General features: G+C 66.1%; 13 protein-coding genes. 3 read left to right on the top strand and 10 right to left on the bottom strand.

What is annotated here, in order from left to right:
- Positions 1-340: 340 nt before the first annotated feature.
- Together ACYVF5_RS16280 and ACYVF5_RS16275 are read left to right on the top strand one after the other, a co-directional pair.
- Entirely contained in the window at positions 341-658 is a 318-nt protein-coding gene (locus ACYVF5_RS16280) for a hypothetical protein (protein ID WP_460948325.1), read from the top strand.
- Between the two features lie 3 nt (positions 659-661).
- A complete protein-coding gene (locus tag ACYVF5_RS16275) occupies positions 662-1,453 on the top strand; it encodes a nitroreductase family protein (RefSeq protein ID WP_460948323.1) in 792 nt (263 codons plus the stop codon).
- A 44-nt stretch (positions 1,454-1,497) separates the two neighbouring features.
- Here ACYVF5_RS16275 and ACYVF5_RS16270 read toward each other — a convergent pair whose 3' ends face one another.
- Positions 1,498-2,031 (bottom strand): hypothetical protein, encoded by a 534-nt coding sequence (locus tag ACYVF5_RS16270; protein ID WP_460948321.1) that lies wholly within the window; start codon positions 2,029-2,031, stop codon positions 1,498-1,500.
- A gap of 52 nt (positions 2,032-2,083) precedes the next feature.
- Complete coding sequence (locus tag ACYVF5_RS16265; RefSeq protein WP_460948319.1) at positions 2,084-3,196, bottom strand: lactonase family protein; 1,113 nt, start codon at positions 3,194-3,196, stop codon at positions 2,084-2,086.
- A gap of 71 nt (positions 3,197-3,267) precedes the next feature.
- On the opposite strand from ACYVF5_RS16265, the gene ACYVF5_RS16260 reads away from it, so the two are divergent.
- Positions 3,268-3,876 carry a maleylpyruvate isomerase N-terminal domain-containing protein gene (locus tag ACYVF5_RS16260; protein WP_460948317.1) on the top strand — a complete coding sequence of 203 codons (609 nt, stop codon included), beginning with the start codon at positions 3,268-3,270 and terminating at the stop codon, positions 3,874-3,876.
- Positions 3,877-3,927: 51 nt separating this feature from the next.
- Here the strand turns inward: ACYVF5_RS16260 and ACYVF5_RS16255 are convergent, their stop codons facing one another.
- The 8 genes from ACYVF5_RS16255 to ACYVF5_RS16220 all read right to left on the bottom strand — a co-directional run bounded on the left by ACYVF5_RS16255 (position 3,928) and on the right by ACYVF5_RS16220 (position 20,185).
- The gene (locus ACYVF5_RS16255) at positions 3,928-5,838 is read right to left on the bottom strand and encodes a glycoside hydrolase family 15 protein (RefSeq protein WP_460948315.1); all 1,911 of its coding nucleotides are present in this window, start codon (positions 5,836-5,838) and stop codon (positions 3,928-3,930) included.
- Between the two features lie 56 nt (positions 5,839-5,894).
- Positions 5,895-7,181, bottom strand: coding sequence for an adenylosuccinate synthase (locus ACYVF5_RS16250; protein ID WP_460948313.1), 1,287 nt, complete (start codon positions 7,179-7,181; stop codon positions 5,895-5,897).
- Between the two features lie 130 nt (positions 7,182-7,311).
- A complete protein-coding gene (locus ACYVF5_RS16245; RefSeq protein ID WP_460948311.1) occupies positions 7,312-7,791 on the bottom strand; it encodes a DUF3151 domain-containing protein in 480 nt (159 codons plus the stop codon).
- A 104-nt stretch (positions 7,792-7,895) separates the two neighbouring features.
- On the bottom strand, positions 7,896-8,825 hold the full coding sequence (locus ACYVF5_RS16240; RefSeq protein ID WP_460948309.1) for an ABC transporter substrate-binding protein: 930 nt from the start codon (positions 8,823-8,825) through the stop codon (positions 7,896-7,898).
- Positions 8,826-8,834: 9 nt separating this feature from the next.
- Positions 8,835-9,590: an ABC transporter permease gene (locus ACYVF5_RS16235; protein ID WP_460948306.1), complete on the bottom strand. Its 756-nt coding sequence runs from the start codon at positions 9,588-9,590 to the stop codon at positions 8,835-8,837.
- A complete protein-coding gene (locus tag ACYVF5_RS16230) occupies positions 9,587-10,270 on the bottom strand; it encodes an ABC transporter permease (protein ID WP_460948304.1) in 684 nt (227 codons plus the stop codon). Before ACYVF5_RS16230 ends, ACYVF5_RS16235 begins: the two co-directional genes overlap by 4 nt.
- Positions 10,267-11,166 (bottom strand): ABC transporter ATP-binding protein, encoded by a 900-nt coding sequence (locus ACYVF5_RS16225; protein WP_460948302.1) that lies wholly within the window; start codon positions 11,164-11,166, stop codon positions 10,267-10,269. Before ACYVF5_RS16225 ends, ACYVF5_RS16230 begins: the two co-directional genes overlap by 4 nt.
- Before the next feature lie 352 nt (positions 11,167-11,518).
- Positions 11,519-20,185: a DUF7927 domain-containing protein gene (locus tag ACYVF5_RS16220; protein WP_460948300.1), complete on the bottom strand. Its 8,667-nt coding sequence runs from the start codon at positions 20,183-20,185 to the stop codon at positions 11,519-11,521.
- Between the last annotated feature and the right edge of the window lie 528 nt (positions 20,186-20,713).

The raw sequence follows: 20,713 nt of genomic DNA, 5'->3' as shown, positions 1-20,713 counted from the left end.
AATGGTCGTCGGCGGCGGCACACCGCGCGTCGTGCGCGAGGTGCATCCTCGTCATCCGAGAGGTGTATCTCGGTCAGAACATCTCGAACAGTGCGATGCACGTCGCGGATGCAGGCGGCGATCGTCGCCCGCGAGCACGGCCTCGAGTGAGCCTGGCCTCGCATGAGCCTGGCCTCGCTGAACGCCCCGGCGCGGGAGGAGGAAAAAGCCACGAGGCGAGGCCTCGCGCGCCCAAAACGTCCTTTCCCCGCGCCGTTTTCCTCTTCTCGGGCCGCTTGAGCATAACGCGCAGCTGCCGTACGGTCGAAAGCACACCCGGGTGACCGTCAGAAGGAGCACCGTGAGACCACTGGTCACCGCCGCCGCGGTCAGCTACGCGGCGAACTGCGCGCTCGGTGTGAGTGCGGCCACCGGGCGAGTCGACACCTCGCGCAGCCGATGGGTGCACCACGCCCTCTACGTGTGCACGGCAGCGCTGGCCGGTGCCGCCATGTCCTCAGGCATCCGGAACCGGTCGCGAGCCGGTTATCTGCTGATGCCGGCGGCGGTTCCGCTCACGCTCATCCCCTTCGCCGGTTCCCGCGGCCGGCGGCACACCGTCATCGCCCTTGCGGCCGCGCCGTTCTTCGTGCTGAGCCTGCTGAGAGCCTGGAGGTGACGCGTGGAGTTCCTCGACGTGGTGCGCAGGCGCAAAACGACGAACGGGCCGTTTCTGCCAGACGCCGTGAGCGACGAGCACCAGCGCCTGCTTATGGAGGTCGCGGCACGGGCACCGTCACAGCTGAACAGCCAGCCGTGGCGATTCGTGCTCATCGAAGAACGCTCCCGCATCGAGCAGATCGCCGCGATCAGCGGTGAGAGCATGACAGAGGCGATGTCGAACGGCACGTTCTTCGAGAGATATAAGCCGTACTTCCGCTTCAGCAGAAAAGAGATGCGAGAGAAGCGCAGCGGGATGCTGTTCGACAAGCTCCCCGCCGTCTTGCGGCCGTTCACCAGCCAGGTGTTCACCCCGCGCGGACAGAAGCTGATGAACGAGCTCCGTGTGCCGAAGACCCTCGGTGAGGAGAACCGCAGGCTCGTCGCCGGTTCGCCCCTGCTGCTCGGGGTGATGCTCGACCGCTCCGAGTACCGACCGGGCGAGCTCTCGTCGTTCTACTCGGTGTTCAGCATGGGCGCCGCCATGGAGAACGTCTGGCTGACGACCGTGGAACTGGGCATGGGCATCCAGTTCGTCTCGTTCCCGATGGAGGCGCCCGGCCAGTGGGCGCGCATCGAGAAGCTGCTCGAGGTGCCGGACGATCTCGAGCTGATGGCCGTCTACCGGCTCGGATACCTGCCGGAGCATCAGCGCCGCCCCGCGATCGACTGGTCGAGCCACGAACGACGGCTTCCGTCGCAGTATGTCTTCAGGGGGACCTGTGCGACGCCCCAGACCGGGTGGGACGCCTGACACGCTCCGCGCTGGTTCCCGCCCTCCGGGCGGTCCGGTGCCGCCTACAGGGTGTGGGCGAGGAACTCGAGGAGGATGGCAAGTCCTCCGACGCCGGCGAGGATGCCGGCGAGGAACAGCCTGCGCCAGAGCGTCAGCCGAACACGCCGGAGCGCGCCGAGGGCGAAGGCTCCGAGCGATATGGCGAGGATGACCTGGCCTGCGCCCAGTGCGGTTGATATGGTGACGACGCCGAGCGCGGCGAGGCCGAAGAGGAGCATCGGAAGAGCGATGGCGCCGAGAGCGCCGATGCTCACGCTCACCATGTGCTGGAGCTGGCGGCTCGTCGGCATCATGGAGTGCGTAGCGGCATGCGAGATCACGTCGGCCGCGAACCCGGCGAGGAGAACCCCGGCGGTCGTGACCAGAACGTTCAGCGCGGCCGTGCCCGCTGTGACGCTCTCGCTATGAGAGTTGAGCGCGATCAGAACGGCGAGCGCCGTGAAGGTCACATAGACGCGCTCCTTGAGGCGATCCGCCCGTTCCTCCGGCGTCCCCTCGTCTCGTTGAGCACGGCCTCTCGGAGGGCGCTGAGTCATTGCCTGTTCCTCTCTGGTCCCGTCACGCCCGATCCCGTCACGCCCGATCCCGTCAGGCCCTCGCGAGGCACGCGGGCGACCCGATCTCCAGGCGCCCGACGAGCGTGCGCGGCACACCGCGCTCATCGAGGCGCAGCGACGACACATGACCGGACCTCTCGTTGGCGACATGCAGAACATCGCCGTCCTCGAGGTGGTGTCTCGGCCCGTCTCCCCCGCTCTCGACATCCGCTATCGGTCGCAGCTCAGACCCGTCGCCGCGCACCTGCAGCGTGGCTATGCGGTTCGAACCCCTGACTCCCACGTGCAGCTGCTCCTGAGAGGGCGCGATCGAGATCTCGGACGCGGAGTCCCCGGTCTCGAGCGAGTCGGCTGTCGCGATGACGGATGCCGCGACGGACCAGCTGCCGTCGCGTGCCTCTCGCAGGGTGAACACCTCGTTCGAATACTCGGTCACAACGTGCAGGTGTCCGCTGGGGTGACGCACGAGGTGCCGAGGTCCCACACCGAACGGCAGTGTCACGCTGCCCGTCTTATGCAGGCCAACGCCCGACCGCCGCCAGAATCGCACCGTGTCGTGACCGAGGTCCGTGGTCACGAACCCGCCGCCGGGCAGGTCGAGTGAGGTGTGAGCGCGTGACGGTCTCAGCTGGGTGTCTGCCTCCACCGCGCTTCGCAGCGCCAGGTCGGCGAATGCGTTCTCTCCGAATCCCTCGCTCCCCTCGACGGCCCCGGCGAACGGATGGGCGTATGGATCGGTCGACGCCGCCGCGACGAGCGGCTCACCCGCCAGCGACCCGTTGGCGCCGAGCGGCACTGACACAACCCGGCCGTCGCCGTAGCAGGCGGCGACAAGGGCGTCCCCGGTCGCAGACAGGTGGCAGACGGAGTCGCCCACCTCGAGCGGGTCGCCGAGGGGGCGCAATCGGGTCTCACCGCTGCGCGCGAAAGCCTGCACGGTTCCGGATGCCTCGAGCGCCGCATAGACAACGGGCAGCGTGGGGTGCGTGGTCACCCACGAGGGCGAAGCCGCCACCGCCGCGCGATCGACGAGCTGGAGTGTTCCCGCCTGCTCCCGCCGAAGCAGGCTGATTCCCGTGCCGCTTCCTCCGGAGTCAGAGGTGTAGCTGCCGAGCCAGAAAAGTGCCGCATCAGAGGGAGCCATGTCGACAGTCTGCCAGCTCCGGGCGTCAGGATGCCGCTTCACTCCTGTCGCAGAACGTGCAACGATGAACCATGGTCACCGCGGATCGGTTCGCCCGAGCATCAGAGACGTTCTGCACGGTCGTGAGAGCGATCACACCCGACCAGTGGGAGTGGAACGCTCTCGGGGTGTGGGATGTGAGGTCGCTCGTCGGCCACACGGCCAGAGCCCTGATCACCGTGATCGACTATCTCGAGCTCGACCCGGCCGAACGGGCGGACATGCCGACGGCCGGCGACTACTACGGCCAGATCTATCTTGTGTACACCAACCCCGAGGCCATCGCGAAACGCGGAGTCGAGGCCGGCGAAGCGCTCAGGGACGATCCGGTCGGGGGCATCGAACGGCTGCGATCGCGAGCGCTCCAGCTCATCGACGCGCAGGACGCCTCGCGTCTGGTCTCACTCGGGGGCATGGGCATCCCCCTCGACGAATACCTGCGCACTCGTGTGTTCGAGCTCGTTGTGCACACTCTCGACATCGCGAGGGCGACGGGGCAGCATCCGCAGTTCGGCCCCGATCTCATCGAAGAGACGGCAGCGCTCGCCGCGGGAATCGCCGCCAGGACCGGGCGTGGCGAGCAGGTCATCCTCGCGCTCACCGGGCGCGAAGACCTGCCTCAGGGATTCACGGTGGTGTGAGGCGCGGTCGACGCTCGTTCACCCTGCCTGCACCGGCGGCTCGAGAACCGCTCAGGCGTCGCGCTCTCCGAGATGCGGGTGATCCTGCGGCCCGCCCGCGCCGACATAGTCGGTCCTCTTCTCGTCGAGCGGCGTCTCGCCCGTGGATTCCTCGCCTCTGGGCGTGCTGCCCGCTCCCCGCAGGCCGGCGCCCTGCGCCTTGCTGATGGCATCAGCCGCACGCACCAGCGTCAGGTGCGAGAACGCCTGCGGCGTGTTGCCGACGTGCCTGCCGGTCGCCGGGTCGACCTCTTCGGCGAGCAGCCCGACGTCGGAACAGAATCCGACAAGACGATCCATCAGCCTGATCGCGTCGGCCAGGCGCCCGCCGTGTGCATACTGCTCCACCAGCCAGAACGAGCACGCGAGAAACGGATGCTCCCCCGGAGGGAGGCCGTCGACGCCGACCTCTGTGCGATACCGCAGCAGCAGGCCGTTATGCAGAAGCTCACGCTCGATCATCGCGACCGTTCCGAGCATTCTCGGATCGTCATACGCGCAGAAGCCCACCTGCGGCAACTGCAGGAGCGATGCATCCACAGTGCCCGACCCGTAGTGCTGTGTGTACGAATTGAGCCGGGTGTCGAACCCCTTCTCGTTGATCTCGTCTGCGATCCGGTCGCGGAGTTCGGCCCAGTCGTCGGCGGGGCCGTCGAGGCCGTCATCGCGAACGGCGCTCACCGCGCGATCCAGCGCAGCCCAGACCATCACCCGTGAGTGGGTGAAGTACTGCGCCGGCCCGCGTATCTCCCAGATTCCCTGATCGGGGTTCTGCCAGGTGTCCTGCACGAACTTGACGAGCGCGCGCTGGAGCGGCCACGAGAAATCGGTCTCTTCGAGGCCGGCTTTTCTCGCCTTGTCGAGGGCGACCATCACCTCACCGATCACATCGGACTGGAATTGATCGACGGCCCCGTTTCCGATGCGCACCGGTGCCGCGCCGCGATAACCGGGAAGGCTTGTGATCTCGCGCTCCGGAAGATCACGCTCGCCGGCGAGCCCATACATGATCTGCACGTCGGCGGGGTCTCCGGCGATGGCGCGCAGCAGCCATGCGCGCCAGTTCTGCGCCTCGCCCTCGAAGCTGTGCAGGAGCAGGGCCTCGAGGGTGAGCGACGCGTCGCGCAGCCACACATAGCGGTAGTCCCAGTTGCGCTCACCGCCGAAGCTCTCGGGCAGCGACGTCGTCGCCGCCGCCACGATTCCCCCCGTGGACTCGTGCGTGAGGGCGCGCAGAACGAGCAGGGAACGGATGACCTCTTCGTAATACGGCCCCTCGTGGGCGCAGGTGCTGGCCCAGTCCGTCCACCAGGCGGTTGTGTTCTTCAGCGCCAGGTCGACCTCGGGCGCCGACGGCGTCGCGCGGTGCGAGGGGAACCAGGTCATGGTGATGTCGATGGTGTGGCCCTCGCTCACCGAGAACTCGCTCACGTGGGTGTGGTCGGCCGCGGTGAAATGCGGTCCCCGCACCACAACGGCATCCGGTCCGGCGACAGCGATCACGCCGACGTGGTCGTCTTCGCGCAGCTGTCGCACCCACGGCATCGCCGTCCCGTAGCCGAAGCGGATGCGCAGGTCCATCCCCATCTCGACGGTTCCGCGGATGCCTGTGACACGGCGCACGAGGTCGGCACGCCCGTCTCCGTGCGGCATGAAGTCGGTCACCTCGACCTCGCCGTCTCTCGTCACCCACCTGCTGACGAGAACGAACGTGTCACCCGCATAACTCCGGGTGACACGTGCGCCTGCGTCTTTCGGCGCGAGCTTCCACCTGCCGTGGTTCTCATCCCCGAGCAGGGCGCCGAACATCGACGCGGAGTCGTACCGCGGCATGCAGAGCCAGTCGATGCTGCCGTCACGCCCGACGAGTGCTGCCGTGTGGCTGTCACTGATCAGCGCATAGTCTTCGATGTTCTGGGGCATGCTCGGCTCTCTCACCTTTCGTTGGTGTGGCACATCGCCCGTGAAAGGCGTGCAGGTCAGTCGATCAGATCGTGCCTCACAACGATGGCATCCCTGCCCGGGCCGACGCCGATCGCCGAGATGCGGGAGCCGGACATCCGCTCAAGCGCGAGAACGTAATCCTGCGCGTTCTTCGGAAGGTCTTCGAAGGTGCGGCATGCTGTGATGTCCTGCTTCCAGCCGGGGAACTCTTCGTAGACGGGCTTGGCGTGGTGAAAATCCGACTGCGACACGGGCACGTCGTCGAAGCGCACGCCGTCGACCTCATAGGCGACACAGACCGGGATGGTCTCGAGATCGTCGAGAATGTCGAGTTTCGTGAGCACGAAGTCCGTGACCCCGTTGACGCGCGCTGCATACCGCGCGATCGGCGCGTCATACCAGCCCACCCTGCGCGGGCGGCCGGTGGTGGTGCCGAACTCGAAGCCCTTCGAGCGCAGGTAGTCCCCTGACGCGTCGAACAGCTCGGTCGGGAACGGACCGGCGCCGACACGGGTTGTGTAGGCCTTGACGATCGCGATCACACGATCGATGCGGTTCGGGGCGATACCAGACCCTGTCGAGGCTCCCCCGGATGTCGCGTTCGACGAGGTGACGAACGGGTACGTGCCGTGGTCGACGTCGAGCATCGTCGCCTGACCGCCCTCGAACAGCACGATCTCGCCGCGCTCGAGGGCGTTGTGCAATTCGAGAGAGGTGTCTGTCACCATCGGCCGCAGCCGTTCGGCGTACGAGAGCAGGTCTTCGACGATCTCGTCTGCCGTGATGGCTCGCCGGTTGTAGATCTTGACGAGCATGTGGTTCTTGACGTCGAGGGCGCCCTCGACCTTCTGCCGCAGGATGTTCTCGTCGAAGAGGTCCTGCACGCGAATGCCCACACGGTTGATCTTGTCGGCATATGTCGGGCCGATTCCCCTGCCGGTTGTGCCGATCTGCCGCTTGCCGAGAAAACGCTCCGTCACCTTGTCGAGGGTGCGGTGGTACTGCGTGATGATGTGGGCGTTGGCACTCACTTTGAGCTTCGAGACGTCGACGCCGCGTGCGCTCAGCGCTTCGAGCTCGTCGAAGAGCACCTCGAGGTCGATGACGACGCCGTTGGCGATCACCGGCGTGACGCCGTCTGTGAGGATGCCTGAGGGCAGCAGGTGCAGTGCATACTTCTCGTCACCCACCACGACGGTGTGCCCCGCGTTGTTTCCGCCGTTGAACTTGACGACGTAGTCGATGCGACTGCCGAGCAGATCGGTGGCCTTGCCCTTGCCCTCGTCGCCCCACTGGGCGCCGACGATCACGATTGCTGGCATAGCGGATGCCTCTTTCTCTTGTGGACGAATATCGGTGCGCCGTCACGGGGTGGGCGACGCGCGGGTGTTCTCACCGTGTGGGGGTGTCCGGACACCCGCACGAGGTGCAAAGACGCGCGCGCACGGCACGCTAGTCCTGTCCGCGGATGAAAAACGACTCGGTGGGCGGCTGTGGTTCACTCGGCAGGTGTTCCGTCTCGATACGGGCGAGAACCGTCTCGTCTGCGCCGCTCAGGAACGCCGTCAGTCGTTCGACCTCGTCTGCCTCGCCGATCGCCCCCGCAGACTTGCGCAGCTGATAGAGCGCGCGCAGCACACCGCGGTTGGGCTCGTGCGACCAGGGGATCGGGCCGCTGCCACGCCAGCCCGCCTTGCGCAGCGCGTCGAGACCGCGATGGTAACCGACGCGTGCATAGGCATACGATGTGACCGGATGGGCGGCGTTGAACGTGACCTCGGCGAGACGAGCCCAGGCGAGGGCAGAAGACGGATGCTCCATCACAACAGCAGAGATCTCGTTCGCCGTGGTCGCCGTTTCGAGGGCCGCGACGACCTCGGGCTCAGCAGGCAGACGGGTCTCAGGGGTTCCGAGCAAATCCTGTGAAGTCACGCGTCAAGCCTATCGGACGCTCGATTGCGACAGCTGAAGGCGGGCTGAGCCAGTCCGTGACGCTGGCGGGGGATGTCACACCCGCGCCCGGCGAACCATACGCGTCACGACAGGGACTCGGCGAGCCAGTCACTCGCAAGCACAGACGGTGACGCCTTCTCGTCTCCCTGGTTGCGCGCGTTGAGCTCGATCAGGTCTTCGGTGGTCAGAGCGGCCGAGATCTCGTTGAGGATCTCGACGACGTCGTCTGACGCCGCATCGGAGCTGATCAGCGGCAACACGTTCTGCGGCAGGATCATGTTCTCGGGGTCGTCGAGGGTGACGAAGTCGTTCTCAGCGATCGCGGGGGTCGTCGAGAAGAGATCGACCATGTTCGCCGTGCCGTCGGTGAGCGCCTGCACGGTGAGCGGGCCGCCCCCGTCGCTGATCGGAACAAAGGTCATCAGGTCGGCGGGAACCCCATAGATCTCGGTGAGGCCCTGGGGTCCGTACGGTCGTTCCTGCAGCTCAGGCGGGCCGCCGATCACCAGCTGAACACCGGCATCCGCCAGATCGGCGAGGCTGGTGATGCCGTGCTCCTCGCTGAACTCGGCTGTGATGTTGTAGCTGTCTTTGTCTTCTGCGCTCGACTGCTCGAGCACCTCGAACCCCTCTGGCACCGCCTCGACGAGTGCGTCGTACACCTCGTCGCTCGATACGGCAGTGGAGTCCTCGTCGAAGAACTGCAGCAGGTTGCCCGAGTACTCGGGAACGAGGTCGATCGATCCGTCTTCGAGAGCGGAGACATACACGTCGCGAGCGCCGATCTGCATGGTGCGATCCACCTCGAAGCCTGCCTCTTCAAGCGCCTGCGCATAGATCTCTGCGATGATCTCTGACTCGGCGAAACCCGCCGACCCGATCGCGATGGCGCCAGAGCCCGAGTCCGTCGGTGACCCGCCGTCGATGCTGTCGGCCGAGCCACACGCGGTGAGCGTGAGAAGACCGGCGGCGACGAGTGCTGTGGCCGCAATGCTGCGTCGTGAACTGAACATGGTGTGTCCTTACTGCCCCGCGGGGGCATAAACGTCAGAGAGGGATGAAGAGTTCGCGGGCCGGCGCGAGCCGAGCGCGCGGTCGGAGCGGATGCCTCGCACACCACGCGGCACGACAAAGCGTTGCACGATGGCGAACAGGCCGTCAAGAACGAGGGCGAGCACGATCACGAGCACGGCGCCGGCGATCATCTTCCCGTAGTCACGCACCGGAAGCGCGTCGATCAGGTAGCGGCCGAGGCCACCGAGGCCGATGTACGCTGCCACTGTTGCTGTGGCGATGACCTGCAGCACCGCAGAACGGATGCCGCCGATGATGAGCGGAAGGGCCAGCGGGACCTCGACCCTGACGAGGATCTGCCATTCGCTCATGCCGACGGCCCGCGCGGCGTCGACGGTCTGCGAATCGACGGATTCGACTCCCGAGTACGCCCCGGCGAGCAGCGGAGGGATGGCGAGAACAACGAGCACCGTCACCGTCGGTATCAGCGCGAACTGCACACCGAAGCCGAGGGCGACGGCGAGGTAGACAAGGAGCCCGAGGGTGGGCAATGCCCTGAGCGCGCCCGTCACGAGAATCGCCGCCGAACGGAACCGGCCGGTGTGCCCGATGAAGAGCCCGATGCTGATCGCTATCGCTGCCGCGATCATCACCGTCAGGGCTGTATAGAACAGGTGCTCGGCGATGCGAGCCGGGATGCCGTCTGGACCGGACCAGTGCACGGGGTCGAGGATCCAGAAGACGGCTTCGACGAACAGATTCATGCCGTCGCCGCCCTGCGCACAGCGCCCGAGGCGCGGCCACGAGCATCCGTCACACGAACCCAGGGCATCAGCAGTCGTCCGCCGCCCACGAGAATGAGGTCGAACACCACGGCGATGACCACCGTGCCGACGACGCCGGTGAGGGCCTCGGTGGGAAAACTGCGGTTGTAGCCGTCGGTGAAGAGGTAGCCGAGACTCGGCACGCCGAGCAGTGCTCCCACGCTCACCAGGCTGATCGTCGATGCGCTGACGACGCGCAGGCCGGCGAGGAGCACGGGACCGGCGAGGGGCAGGTCGACCTTCCAGAACCGGCCCCAGCCCGAGTAACCGACGGCTGTCGCCGAGCGCCTCACCCCCGGCTCGACCGAATCGAAGGCATCCGCCGCGGTTCGAGCCAGCAGGGCCACCGCATAGGCGCTCAGGGCGATGACCACGTTGGCCGGATCGAGGATCTGCGTGCCGATGATGACCGGCATCAGAAAGAACAGGGGCAGGGACGGAAGCGCGTACAGCAGGCCGCAGACCGTGAGGATCACACCTCGCGAGAGGCGATAGCGGTGGGCGATCCACCCGAGAGGCACCGCCAGCAGGAACCCGACCACGATCGGCGGCACGCTGAGCGCGATGTGGTCGAGGGTGAGCTGCCAGATCTGGCCGAAGTTCGCGATGACCCAGGTCATCCCCGCCCCACCGTCTCGTCCGCCGAAGGCGTGAGGGGGTCTGTGCTGTCTGCGCTGTCTGCGCCGTCTGCGCCGCCTGCGCCGCCTGGCGTCAGCACACCGGCCAGACGCCCGGTTCCGTCGACCACGAGCTGCCGATCGCCGTCTTGCCTGAGGTGCAGGGCTCGCCGCCCCCGGTCCGCCCCGACGAAACCGGTGACGAAGTCGTTCGCCGGGTGCGCCAGAATCTCGTCAGGGGTTCCGGCCTGGGCGATGTGACCGCCCTGGCTGAGGATGACCACCTGATCGCCGAGCAGGAACGCCTCGTCGATGTCGTGGGTGACGAACACTATCGTTTTGGCCAGGCTCTTCTGGATTCTCAGGAGCTCGTCCTGCAGCTCACCCCTGACGATCGGATCGACGGCTCCGAACGGTTCGTCCATAAGCAGGATGTTCGGGTCGATGGCCAGTCCGCGTGCGACCCCCACGCGCTGTTGCTGCCCGCCGGAGAGCTGCGCCGGATAGCGTTCGGCGAGCGAACGGTCGAGGCCGACGGTGTCGAGCAGGTCGAGGGCGGATGCGTGGGCCTGCTTCTTCTTGACACCCTCGAGCAGCGGCACGGTCGCCACGTTGTCGATCACCGTGCGATGGGGAAGCAATCCTCCGTTCTGCATCACATATCCGATGCGTCGGCGAAGGGCGACGGGTTCGAGGGTCGAGATGTCGTCATCGTCGATCGCTATCGATCCGCTCGTCGGGTCGACCATCCGGTTGATCATCCTCAGCAGGGTCGTTTTGCCGCTGCCTGACGACCCGACGAGCACGGTCACCTGCCTCGAGGGAATCGTCAGGCTGAAGTCGTCGACCGCCAGCGTTCCGCCGGGGAACCGTTTTGTGACGCCATCGAACCGGATCATCGGACCTCCTGCCCAGTCGGTGGCTTACCAGCCTAGAACCCACCACCGACATAACACCACGCGAGCGAGAGGCATTCCGCGTCTCGCGGATTCAGGTCGCCACGAGCGGGTTCAGGTCACCACGAGCGGAAGCGAAAGAACTCAACCAACGGAAGGTCTCGACGGGCTCGACGACCGAGGATGCTCGACCCGCGGAAGGTCTCGACAGGCTCGACCACCGAGGATGCTCGACCCGCGGAAGGTCTCGACAGGCCCGACCACCGAGGCACAAGGTGCTCGACTACCGGTGAGAGGCGATCGCCGGCTGTGCCCCGCCGGGGGTTGACGGGGCACAGCGGCTAGACCGGAGGTCTCAGAGCATCCGGTCGCTCTCGTCCACATCGACACCTGCCGCGTTCGCCGTCTCACGACGCCTGCGGGTGATCATCACCGCTCCCCCGCCAAGGACGAGCAGAGCGAGGGCGCCGACCAGCGCGGCCCAGGCGATGTCGCCACCGGTCACCGAGAGACCCGGCGGCGGCGGTGTCAGCTCGTGCGAGGTGCACAGCTGGGTGTCCGGCGCGCAGATCGGCTCTTCACCGGTCACCGCGATCACGTTGCCCAGGTGATGGTCACCCTGCCGGTCATACGCCTTCACCGTCACCGTGTAGGTGACCGTGACCTTCTCACCGGATGCCACAGCCCCGGTCACCCGGATGGTGTCACCCTCGGTGGCGACCGTCACCGACGCGTCTGACGAGGTCGGGCCACTGGTGATCGTCGCGTCGTCGAGCACACCGGCCATGTGGTCGGTGTAGTCGATCGGCGCAGGCGCAGCGTCCGGGTTCGTCGACACGTTCTCGAACGTGAGTGTGTAGGTCACCTGCTCACCCTGCGCGACCTTCGCACCCGATGCCGGGTTCGCGGACTTCGACGGCACCACGTTCGACACGTGGTTCACCGTGCAGTCCGGGCGCTCCTCGTCGGTCGGCACACACTCCTCCGGCGGCACCTCACCGTTCGGAACCAGCACGTTGCCGAGCCGGTCGTCGCCGCGAGCGCCGTCAGGGTTCACCGTCACCGTGTAGGTCACCGTGACGACCTGGCCAGGGATCAGCGTGCCGGTGACCGTGAACCGGTCACCGTTCAGAGCCGATACCGTGAGCGCAGAATCGGAGCTCGCCGGCATCGTGGTGATCGTCGCGTCGTCCAGGACCTTCGTCAGCACGTCGTCGCGGTTCACGTCCACATCCGCCTTTCCGGTGTTCTGGAAGTGCAGTGTGTACGTCACCTCCTGACCCGGCCGAACCGTGCCACCCGAAGCCGGATCGACGGTCTTCCAGTCGTCGAGCTCCCCGAGCGGATGCTCGGTCACCGGCGGCGGGAACTCCTCGCAGTCGGCATCCCCGTCGGCACACACCTCCGGCGGAACGTCTGGGGTCAGCACGTTCCGGGCGATGTTGTTGCCGCGATCGCCGTCCGGGTTGATGGTCACCTGGTAGGTCACCGTGATGGTCTGATCCTTCTGGATCGGGCCCGTGATCCTGATCTCGTCGCCGTTCCGCACCACGGTCACCGCGGGATCGGAGGGCACCGGCTCGGAGCTGACCGTGCCGTCGTCGAGGATGTCGGACAGATCGTCCGTCGCATCCACAACACCGGCGGCTTCACCGTCGTTCGTCCAGGTCAGCGTGTAGGTCACCACGTCGCCGGCCTGCAGTTCCTCGCCGGATGCCGGTTCGGACGACTTGCCCGGGACGACGTGCGGCAGGGGCGTTGTCACCACGACCGGAGGGTCACAGATCTCGGGATCGGCACACACCGGACCCGCCGTGTTCTCCAGCACATGGTTACCGGCGTTCGTCACCGTCACCGTGTAGGTGAAGGTCTCCGTGTCGCCAGATGCCAGGGCACCCGTCCAGGTCAGGATCGGCGCGGTGTACGACACCGTCCCAGCCGAGGCATCCGCGTCACCGTTGTAGGTGGCGTCGTCGATCACATCGGTCAGGTCGTCCCGAGCAACCGCCGGCTCCTGATCGGTGTAGTCGCCCTTACCGTCGTTCTTCACCGTCACCGTGTACTCCACGGTGTCGCCAGCCTTGACGTTCGCCGCGGCATCCGAAGTCTTCGTCACCGTCAGATGACGGATCGGGTTCTCGGTGCGACAGGTGTCGTCGTCCTCGGCACAGTCCTCACCGAGCACGTTGCCGAGAACGTGGTCACCCTGCTGGGCATATTCGTTCACCGTCACCGTGTAGGTCACCGTCACAACACCGTTCAGCGGGATCGTGCCGTCGATGTCGATCTGCGTGCCGTTCAGCGTCGGCGTCAGAACGGCATCCGACCTCGTCGGGCCGCCCGTCAGCGCCGCGTCGTCAAGCACACCAGACAGGTCGTCGAACGTGTCGACATCCACCGGCGCCTTGCCGACGTTCTTGAACGTCAGGGTGTAGGTCACGTCCTGACCGGCGACCACCGAGGTGCCAGACGCCGGGTTCGACGTCTTCGACTTCTCGAGCTCACCGATCGGATGCTCGGTCACCGGCGGCGGGAACTCCTCGCAGTCGACATCGCCGTCCTCACACACATAGGGCGGGATGTCGGGTGTGAGGACGTTCTTCGCAACGTTGTTGCCACGCTCTCCATCCGGCCTGATCGTCACCTCATAGGTCACGGTGACGACCTCGCCGATCCCGATCGGACCGGTCACCCGGATCTGATCACCGGTGCGCAGCACCGTGATCGCCGGGTTCACCGGCACCACGGCGGGCTCCGCCGTGACGTCGCCGTCGTCGAGCACGTCGGACAGGTCGTCCGTCGCATCCACAACACCGGCGGCTTCACCGTCGTTCGTCCAGGTCAGCGTGTAGGTCACCACGTCGCCCGCGTTGACACCCTCACCCGAGGCGGGTGCCGACGACTTCGCCGGCACAACGTGCGGCAGCGGCGTTGTCACCACGACCGGAGGGTCACAGATCTCGGGATCGGCACACACCGGACCCGCCGTGTTCTCCAGCACATGGTCACCGGCGTTCGTCACCGTCACCGTGTAGGTGAAGGTCTCCGTGTCGCCAGATGCCAGGGCACCCGTCCAGGTCAGGATCGGCGCGGTGTACGACACCGTCCCAGCCGAGGCATCCGCGTCACCGTTGTAGGTGGCGTCGTCGATCACATCGGTCAGGTCGTCCCGAGCAACCGCCGGCTCCTGATCGGTGTAGTCGCCCTTACCGTCGTTCTTCACCGTCACCGTGTACTCCACGGTGTCGCCAGCCTTGACGTTCGCCGCGGCATCCGAAGTCTTCGTCACCGTCAGATGACGGATCGGGTTCTCGGTGCGACACGTCGGATCGTCGGCAGGGCATCCCTCGTCCCCGCCGAGCACGTTGCCCAGAATATGGTCGCCCTGCTGGTCGAACGCGTTCACCGTCACCGTGTAGGTCACCGTGTAGATCGTGTTGACGGGAACAGTGCCCGTGATGCCGATCTGGTTACCGTTCAGAGTCGCCGTGAGCGCCGGGTCCGAGGTCGTCGGGCCACCCGTCAGCACCGCGTCGTCGAGCACGTTCGACAGATCGTCGAACGTGTCGACAGTGGCGTCCGCCTGGCCCGTGTTCTCGAAGTACAGCGTGTAGGTCACCTCCTGGCCCGCGACCACCGAGGTGCCCGAGGCCGGGTTCACACTCTTGCGGTCCTGCAGGTCTGAACCGGGGATCTGCACCGACCGGCACGGATCCGCCGGATTCTGCGCCAGCTCCACGGGAAGACATGCGACGTTCACCAGGCTGTTGTCACCCGTCGACGAGTCGTAGGTCACCGTGTAAGTGATCGTCGCGACCTCGCCGACACCGAGTGCACCCTCCCACGCGATCGACTCACCGGTCGCATCGAAAGTAGCCGTGCCGACATCCGCCGACGGGCCACCCGTCACCGTGCCGTCATCCAGCACACCGGACAGGTCGTCCGAGATCGAGCCGGGCTTCGCGTCTGTGAAGACACCCGGACCGGCGTTGGTCACCGTGATCGTGTACTCCACCTCGCCGCCGTCGACCGGCAGCTCGGTTGTGTTCGCGACCTTCGTGTGGGTCAGTTTCGGCAGCAGCAGCTCGCTCTCGGCGCACGGGATGCCCGTGGTCGGGTCGGTGCCGCCCGTCGGCGGATCGCACTCGGGAGTGGTTGTGACGCAATCCGGATCGGCGGGGACGCAGCCCGGCGCGAACGCCACGTTCCGCACAACACCGTCGCCGCCACCGGCGATCGTCACCGTGTACTCGATGGTCACGACATCGCCTGAGGCGAGCGGACCTGACCAGCTGATCAGGGGCGACGCATAGCTCGGCGTCGACCCGTCGGATGCCTGCGCATCGTTGTTATAGACGCCGTCGTCGAGCACACCGCTCAGGTCGTCGAGCACAACAGCGGGATTCGCCGCCGTGTAGTCGCCGGCACCCGAGTTCGTCGCCGTCACCGTGTAGGTCACGTCGTCACCGGGGCGGGTGTCCTCAGTCGCGTTCGAGGTCTTCTCGATCTCGAGACCCGGCTGCAACACCGTGACCAGGTAGTCCTCGACCTCTCCCGCCGCCGCGGTGCCCGTCGGCTGCGGGTCGGCGACGACCTCGCCGTAGATGCGGAAACGGGCATAGGTGTCCGCCGTCGTCGCCAGCACCGGGAAGTCGAGCTGGTAGTCGGCGGCCGGCGAGTTCGCCGGCACCGTCACCACAACACGCTCCGCTGTGTCGAAGACGCCGTCGCCGTTGAGGTCGATCCAGCCCGCAAGCGTGACGTCCTCATCGGTGTCGTTCGTCGCCCTGACCGTCACTGCACCCTCGGCGCCGACCGAGATCGCAATCGGAGCGGCAACGCCGTCCTCGTCGTCCGGTGTTCCCACCGTGTCGTCGCCGTCTGCGGTTGCGTTGGGCTGGCCATTCGCCTCGGTGTCGCGCTCAGTGCCGAGTGTGGGACCTGTCGCGATGTGACCGGCGCCGTCATTGGAGATCAGCGTGCCGTACGAGTCAGGCGCGTCGCCGAACTCGCACACCGGCGAGAAGCTGATGTCATCGATGGCGAGGTCGTTGCCGGTTCCGCCCGGACCGTTGTTCGCCAGCTCCAACCGCACTGTCGACTGGGTCGCGGTGAACTGCAGGCCGTGACGCTCCCAGACCAGCGACGACTTGTTCGAGATGTCACCGGTCTCGCCCTGCGCCAGCACGGTTCCGGTCGCCGGGTCGACCACGCGGAACGCGACGTTGGGCAGGATCGGAGAGTTGCTGGCGTTCGCATTCGTGATCCACGCCGAGAAGTCATAATCGGCTCCCGGCACCAACTGGGTGAACGTGCGCTGGAAGAAGATGCCTTCCGTGTAGCTGGCGTTGATCAACATCAACCGGCCATCGGAATCATCCGGAGTGTGGTCACCTCCGGTGTGCCACCAGCTGCCTGCGTTGCCCGGCAGATTCGACACCAGTCCATACATGCCGTCGTTGACGACACCGGATCCCCGGTACTGGTAGGTCGTCTGACCCGCTGGGAGCGGCGGCCCATAGCCCGTGCCCGCCCCGAAGGTCTCCACAAACGGGTCAACACACGAGATCGGGACCCGTGTCGCGATCTGGGCGAGGTGATCCTCCACCTCACCGTTCGTCGCAGCACCCAAAGAACGCTCATCCACGCCGATCGTGCCCGCATTGTCGGCCAGCGCATCGGTCGTCAACCGCAACCGGACGGCGGGGCTCGTGCCGTCGGTCGTCGCGGGGATGCCCGCGAATGCCAGATCGACGCTCGTCGCACCGACGGGCACCGGCACCGAGGTGAACTCGGATGCCTCGAAGCGGCCGTTGTTGTTCGAGTCGATCCAGCCGTACAGCGTCGCCGCTGCACCCGTACTGTTCGTCACCGGAACCGTCAGAGTCGCCTCCGTCACACCCGGGTTCAGGATGATCGGCTCCGTGAAGGCATCCTCGTCGTCGATCCTGTTCGTGTCGTCGCCGTCTGCACCAGGGCTCGGCTGGCCGTCGGGGTCGAAGTCGATCAGAGACCCGATCATCAGACCCGGAACGATCGTGTGGTTCGGACCGTTGTTCCCCAGGTCTGTTCCATACGTGTCCGGTGCGTCACCGAAGTCCTGGCAGGCGGGCGGCTGGATGCCGATGTCGCCGTCCCCGTCGAAGCTGAAGCCCGCGTTGCTCGACCCCTGCCACTTCACTTCGAACGTGCTCTTGCCCTCGAGCACGACCTGGAACCGACTCACCGGGTCACCATTGTTGAGCCCGTGGCCGGTGAACGTCACAGAGCCACCGGATTCGGCGATCACGACGCGGCTTCCCTGCGTGATGGCATAGGCCGCCAGATCATCCGCGTCCCACGTGCTGACCTCGTCCGTGGTATCGGGCGTGCCGTCCATGTCGTTCACGGTGAACACCGCATTGATGTCGACCGGGGTGGTTGTCCCCGCCTCGTAGAAGCTATACCGGACGGTGCCGTTCGCGTTGACATTCCACGCCGGATCGTCGCCTCCTGCGAAGAAGAAGCCCGTTGAGCTCAACGTCCCCGCGGTGACCTCGACCACCATATCGACAGCGACACCATCGATCACCGTCACGTTCTCGTAACGAGCCGTCGAACCGACCCCACCGTTGCCCTGCCGGTCGACCGGAGCAGCGAACGTGAAGGCGTAGTACTCGGTGCCGCTCACCGTGCAGGTGTCAGGCTGAACCAGGCGCTCGAAGAGCACCCGGTAGTCCTCGACCTCGCCATCGGGCGCGGCGCCGGTCGGTGCCGCGATCGACGCCGCGTCCGTGCTGTAGCGCACACGCACATACGACTCGATGCCGGCCGGGTTCGTGCCCTGAGTGAAGGTCACATCGTTGCTGCCCGCGGTCACCGCCTGAGCGTTCGCGACCTGCTCACCGGCATCCAAGAAGTCACCGTCCTGGTTCCAGTCCACCCATACGCTGGCGAAACCGTCGGCGGATGCCTCGAGCTCGAGAGTGTTCGAGATCGGCTGCTGCGAGTTCGGGTCCGTGCCCGTCCGAATCGTCGGGTTCGGGTAGCTCAACGACGGGTTGAACGTCACACCGTCCTCGTCGGCAACGTTGTTGTCGTCGTCACCGGTGGCAGCGGCGTTCGGCTGACCGTCGGTCTCGCCATCAATTTCCGTTCCGAGATTGATCCCCGGCACAATGTTGTGCCGCGGGCCGTCGCTCGCCAGATCGGTGCCATAGGAGTTAGGCGCATCGCCGAGGTCGACATCGAACTCACACTCGAACAGGTGGAAGTCGTCGAAGTTCATCCACACCTGACCGGCGGCCGTCGCATTGTTGGCCGGAGTTTCGTTACGAACCTCGACCCGTAGATACGGCCACGCCTGGCCGGCGTTCAGCGTGAACGGGATCTGTTCCCACTGCGGAGTGACGCCGACCCCAGGGAAATCCACAACGGGAGTGGTGAAGAGCAGTTCGCTGTTGGCTGCCGTCGGCGGCACCGTCGTCGTGGTGGGGACGCTGCCGATGGCCGGGTCGTTGACGCCGTAGAACTGCATATAGCCGTTGCCCTGGCGACTGTAGCCGCCCGCGGCCATCGAGAAGTAGCCGACGTACGTCGACAGCGGGTTGAGCGGAGCGATCAGGGTGTTCGTCGCTCCCTCGCCCGTATCGGGCGTGGAGGAGTGTCCACCCATGAATCCGTATCCCTCCGCGCCGGCCCTGATCGGCATCACCGCAGCGGCAGGGCCAGAGTCGAAGGTCGGGGAGAAGACGTGGTACTGACCGCCGGTGGGGTGGCTGTCGTACCATCCGGTGGCGTAGTTGATCGAGTTCGCCACCGAGTTAGAGAAGTTCCCGGTCCGGCTCTCGAAGCTGGGGTTCTGGATGAGATCGACAGGAACCAACGTTCCGCCTGGCCCACACTGAACCGGCCCGTCGACGACCTCGAGGGTGGTGTCGGCATCCGGGATCAGGTTCGCGACACCGGAACTGAGGTTGTCGTTGTCGTTGGTGTAAGAGCCGACGGTGTCTGAGGTGACGTTGACCGTCACCGTGCAGGTCGCGCCGACGGCGACGCTGACGTCGGCGGCGCTGATCTCGGTGCCACCGGCCGCGAGCGCGGCACCTCCGGGCGCGGTAACCGCCGGCGTGCCGCAGCTGCCGTTGTCGGTGACGGTGCCGTCGGCGAGGGTGACCCCGGTCGGCAGGCTGTCGGCGAACGACAGCTGCGACATGTCGGGCTGAGCCGAGTCATTCGGGTTCGTGAGGGAGAAGGTCAGCTGGCTGGTGCCGCCCACCGGGATCTGCGTCGGCGAGAACTCCTTGGTCAGCGGCAACGTCGGGAACGACAGGGTGTAAGCCCACGAATCGCCGCTGATCGACCCGACGTTGGTAAGGGTGAAGGACTGGATGAGACCGCTCGTCCCACCGAGGCGGATCGAACCGCAGCCGGCGGTGGGGTTCGCTCCTGCGTTGGTCTGGCACCCAGCCGCGGATGACTGGGCGGGAGTGCTGTTGAGCCTGTTTCCGGTGATCTCCAGCGCGTTGTTCTTCACGACCGGGGTGAGCGTGATCGGATCGCCTGTCGTGGTGGTCCCCGTGACCTCTACGTAACTGCCGTCGAGGTTCACAACGTGCAGCATCGGTGCAAGCACCGGCTTGTCGAGCGTGATCGTCTGAGTGATCGTGTGCCCCTGGGAGAGGGCCTGTGTGACACTGGCGGAGGCAGCCGGTGCGTCTGGCTCGAGGTACGTCGCGACGTTGGTGCTCCCGGCTGCGCTGGTGATCGTTCCCCCGCTGCCCGGCATGCCTAGGAAGCCGGTGCTCGTGCCGCTGACGGTCGCGGTGATGGATGCGGTCACCCCGCTGGTACCGAACTGGGCGTTCATCGTGTCGCCCGACGTCGTGGTGTTGGGGCCGACAGCCGTCATGAACACCTGTGATGGGCTCGTAGCGGCAGAGGCCGGTGTTCCCTCATCGAACGCCACCGTGGCGCCGACGGTGAACAGCCCCGCGACCAGAGTGGCGATGGCGACCGTGGCAGGAAGCTTCCTCGGGCGCACGGCGAGACCATTGCCCCGTCTTGCGAACCCGCCCATCGTCACACGTTCTCTGAACCAAGCCATACGACTCACGGAGCCCCCCATTTAACTGTTGTGTAACGCATTGCTGTGCGTGGTGCTGCGTAGTTCCGAAACACACACCGTTAGGTTGTCTACCAGTAAATACACAGGGGATTGCGAGGTTTCACCCTCAGTTTCACCCTCGGGCCGAGTCGAGCAAGCGTCCGGTGGTCGAGCTTGTCGAGACTTCCCGTCGGGCGAGCCCACCCCGCGGTGGTCGAGCCCGTCGAGACCCTCGTCGGTCGATCCCATCGACGATGAGGGGGTTTCGACACGGTCCGGCGTCGCTTCGCTCTGTCGGGCCTGCTCAATCACCGGCGCAGTGTCGAGCCCTACTGGTGGTCGAGCCTGTCGAGACCCTCGTGCGTCGATCCCAGACGCCCGCGGTGGATAGTCCTAGAGATGTCAAGTGATGAGGAGGTCGGTTTTGAGGGCGGTGAATACTTCTCGGGCGATGTAGCGTTTCCG

The organism is Okibacterium endophyticum (assembly GCF_054780075.1).
The sequence above is the reverse complement of the archived record's forward strand: the minus strand, read 5'-3'. Positions and strand labels throughout refer to the sequence as shown.

Coding starts and splice junctions, on each gene's coding strand:
- ACYVF5_RS16270 (WP_460948321.1), bottom strand. CDS start 2,031: ATGACTCAGCGCCCTCCGAGAGGCCGTGCTCAACGAGACGAGGGGACG.
- ACYVF5_RS16265 (WP_460948319.1), bottom strand. CDS start 3,196: ATGGCTCCCTCTGATGCGGCACTTTTCTGGCTCGGCAGCTACACCTCT.
- ACYVF5_RS16260 (WP_460948317.1), top strand. CDS start 3,268: ATGGTCACCGCGGATCGGTTCGCCCGAGCATCAGAGACGTTCTGCACG.
- ACYVF5_RS16255 (WP_460948315.1), bottom strand. CDS start 5,838: ATGCCCCAGAACATCGAAGACTATGCGCTGATCAGTGACAGCCACACG.
- ACYVF5_RS16250 (WP_460948313.1), bottom strand. CDS start 7,181: ATGCCAGCAATCGTGATCGTCGGCGCCCAGTGGGGCGACGAGGGCAAG.
- ACYVF5_RS16240 (WP_460948309.1), bottom strand. CDS start 8,825: ATGTTCAGTTCACGACGCAGCATTGCGGCCACAGCACTCGTCGCCGCC.
- ACYVF5_RS16235 (WP_460948306.1), bottom strand. CDS start 9,590: ATGAATCTGTTCGTCGAAGCCGTCTTCTGGATCCTCGACCCCGTGCAC.
- ACYVF5_RS16230 (WP_460948304.1), bottom strand. CDS start 10,270: ATGACCTGGGTCATCGCGAACTTCGGCCAGATCTGGCAGCTCACCCTC.
- ACYVF5_RS16225 (WP_460948302.1), bottom strand. CDS start 11,166: ATGATCCGGTTCGATGGCGTCACAAAACGGTTCCCCGGCGGAACGCTG.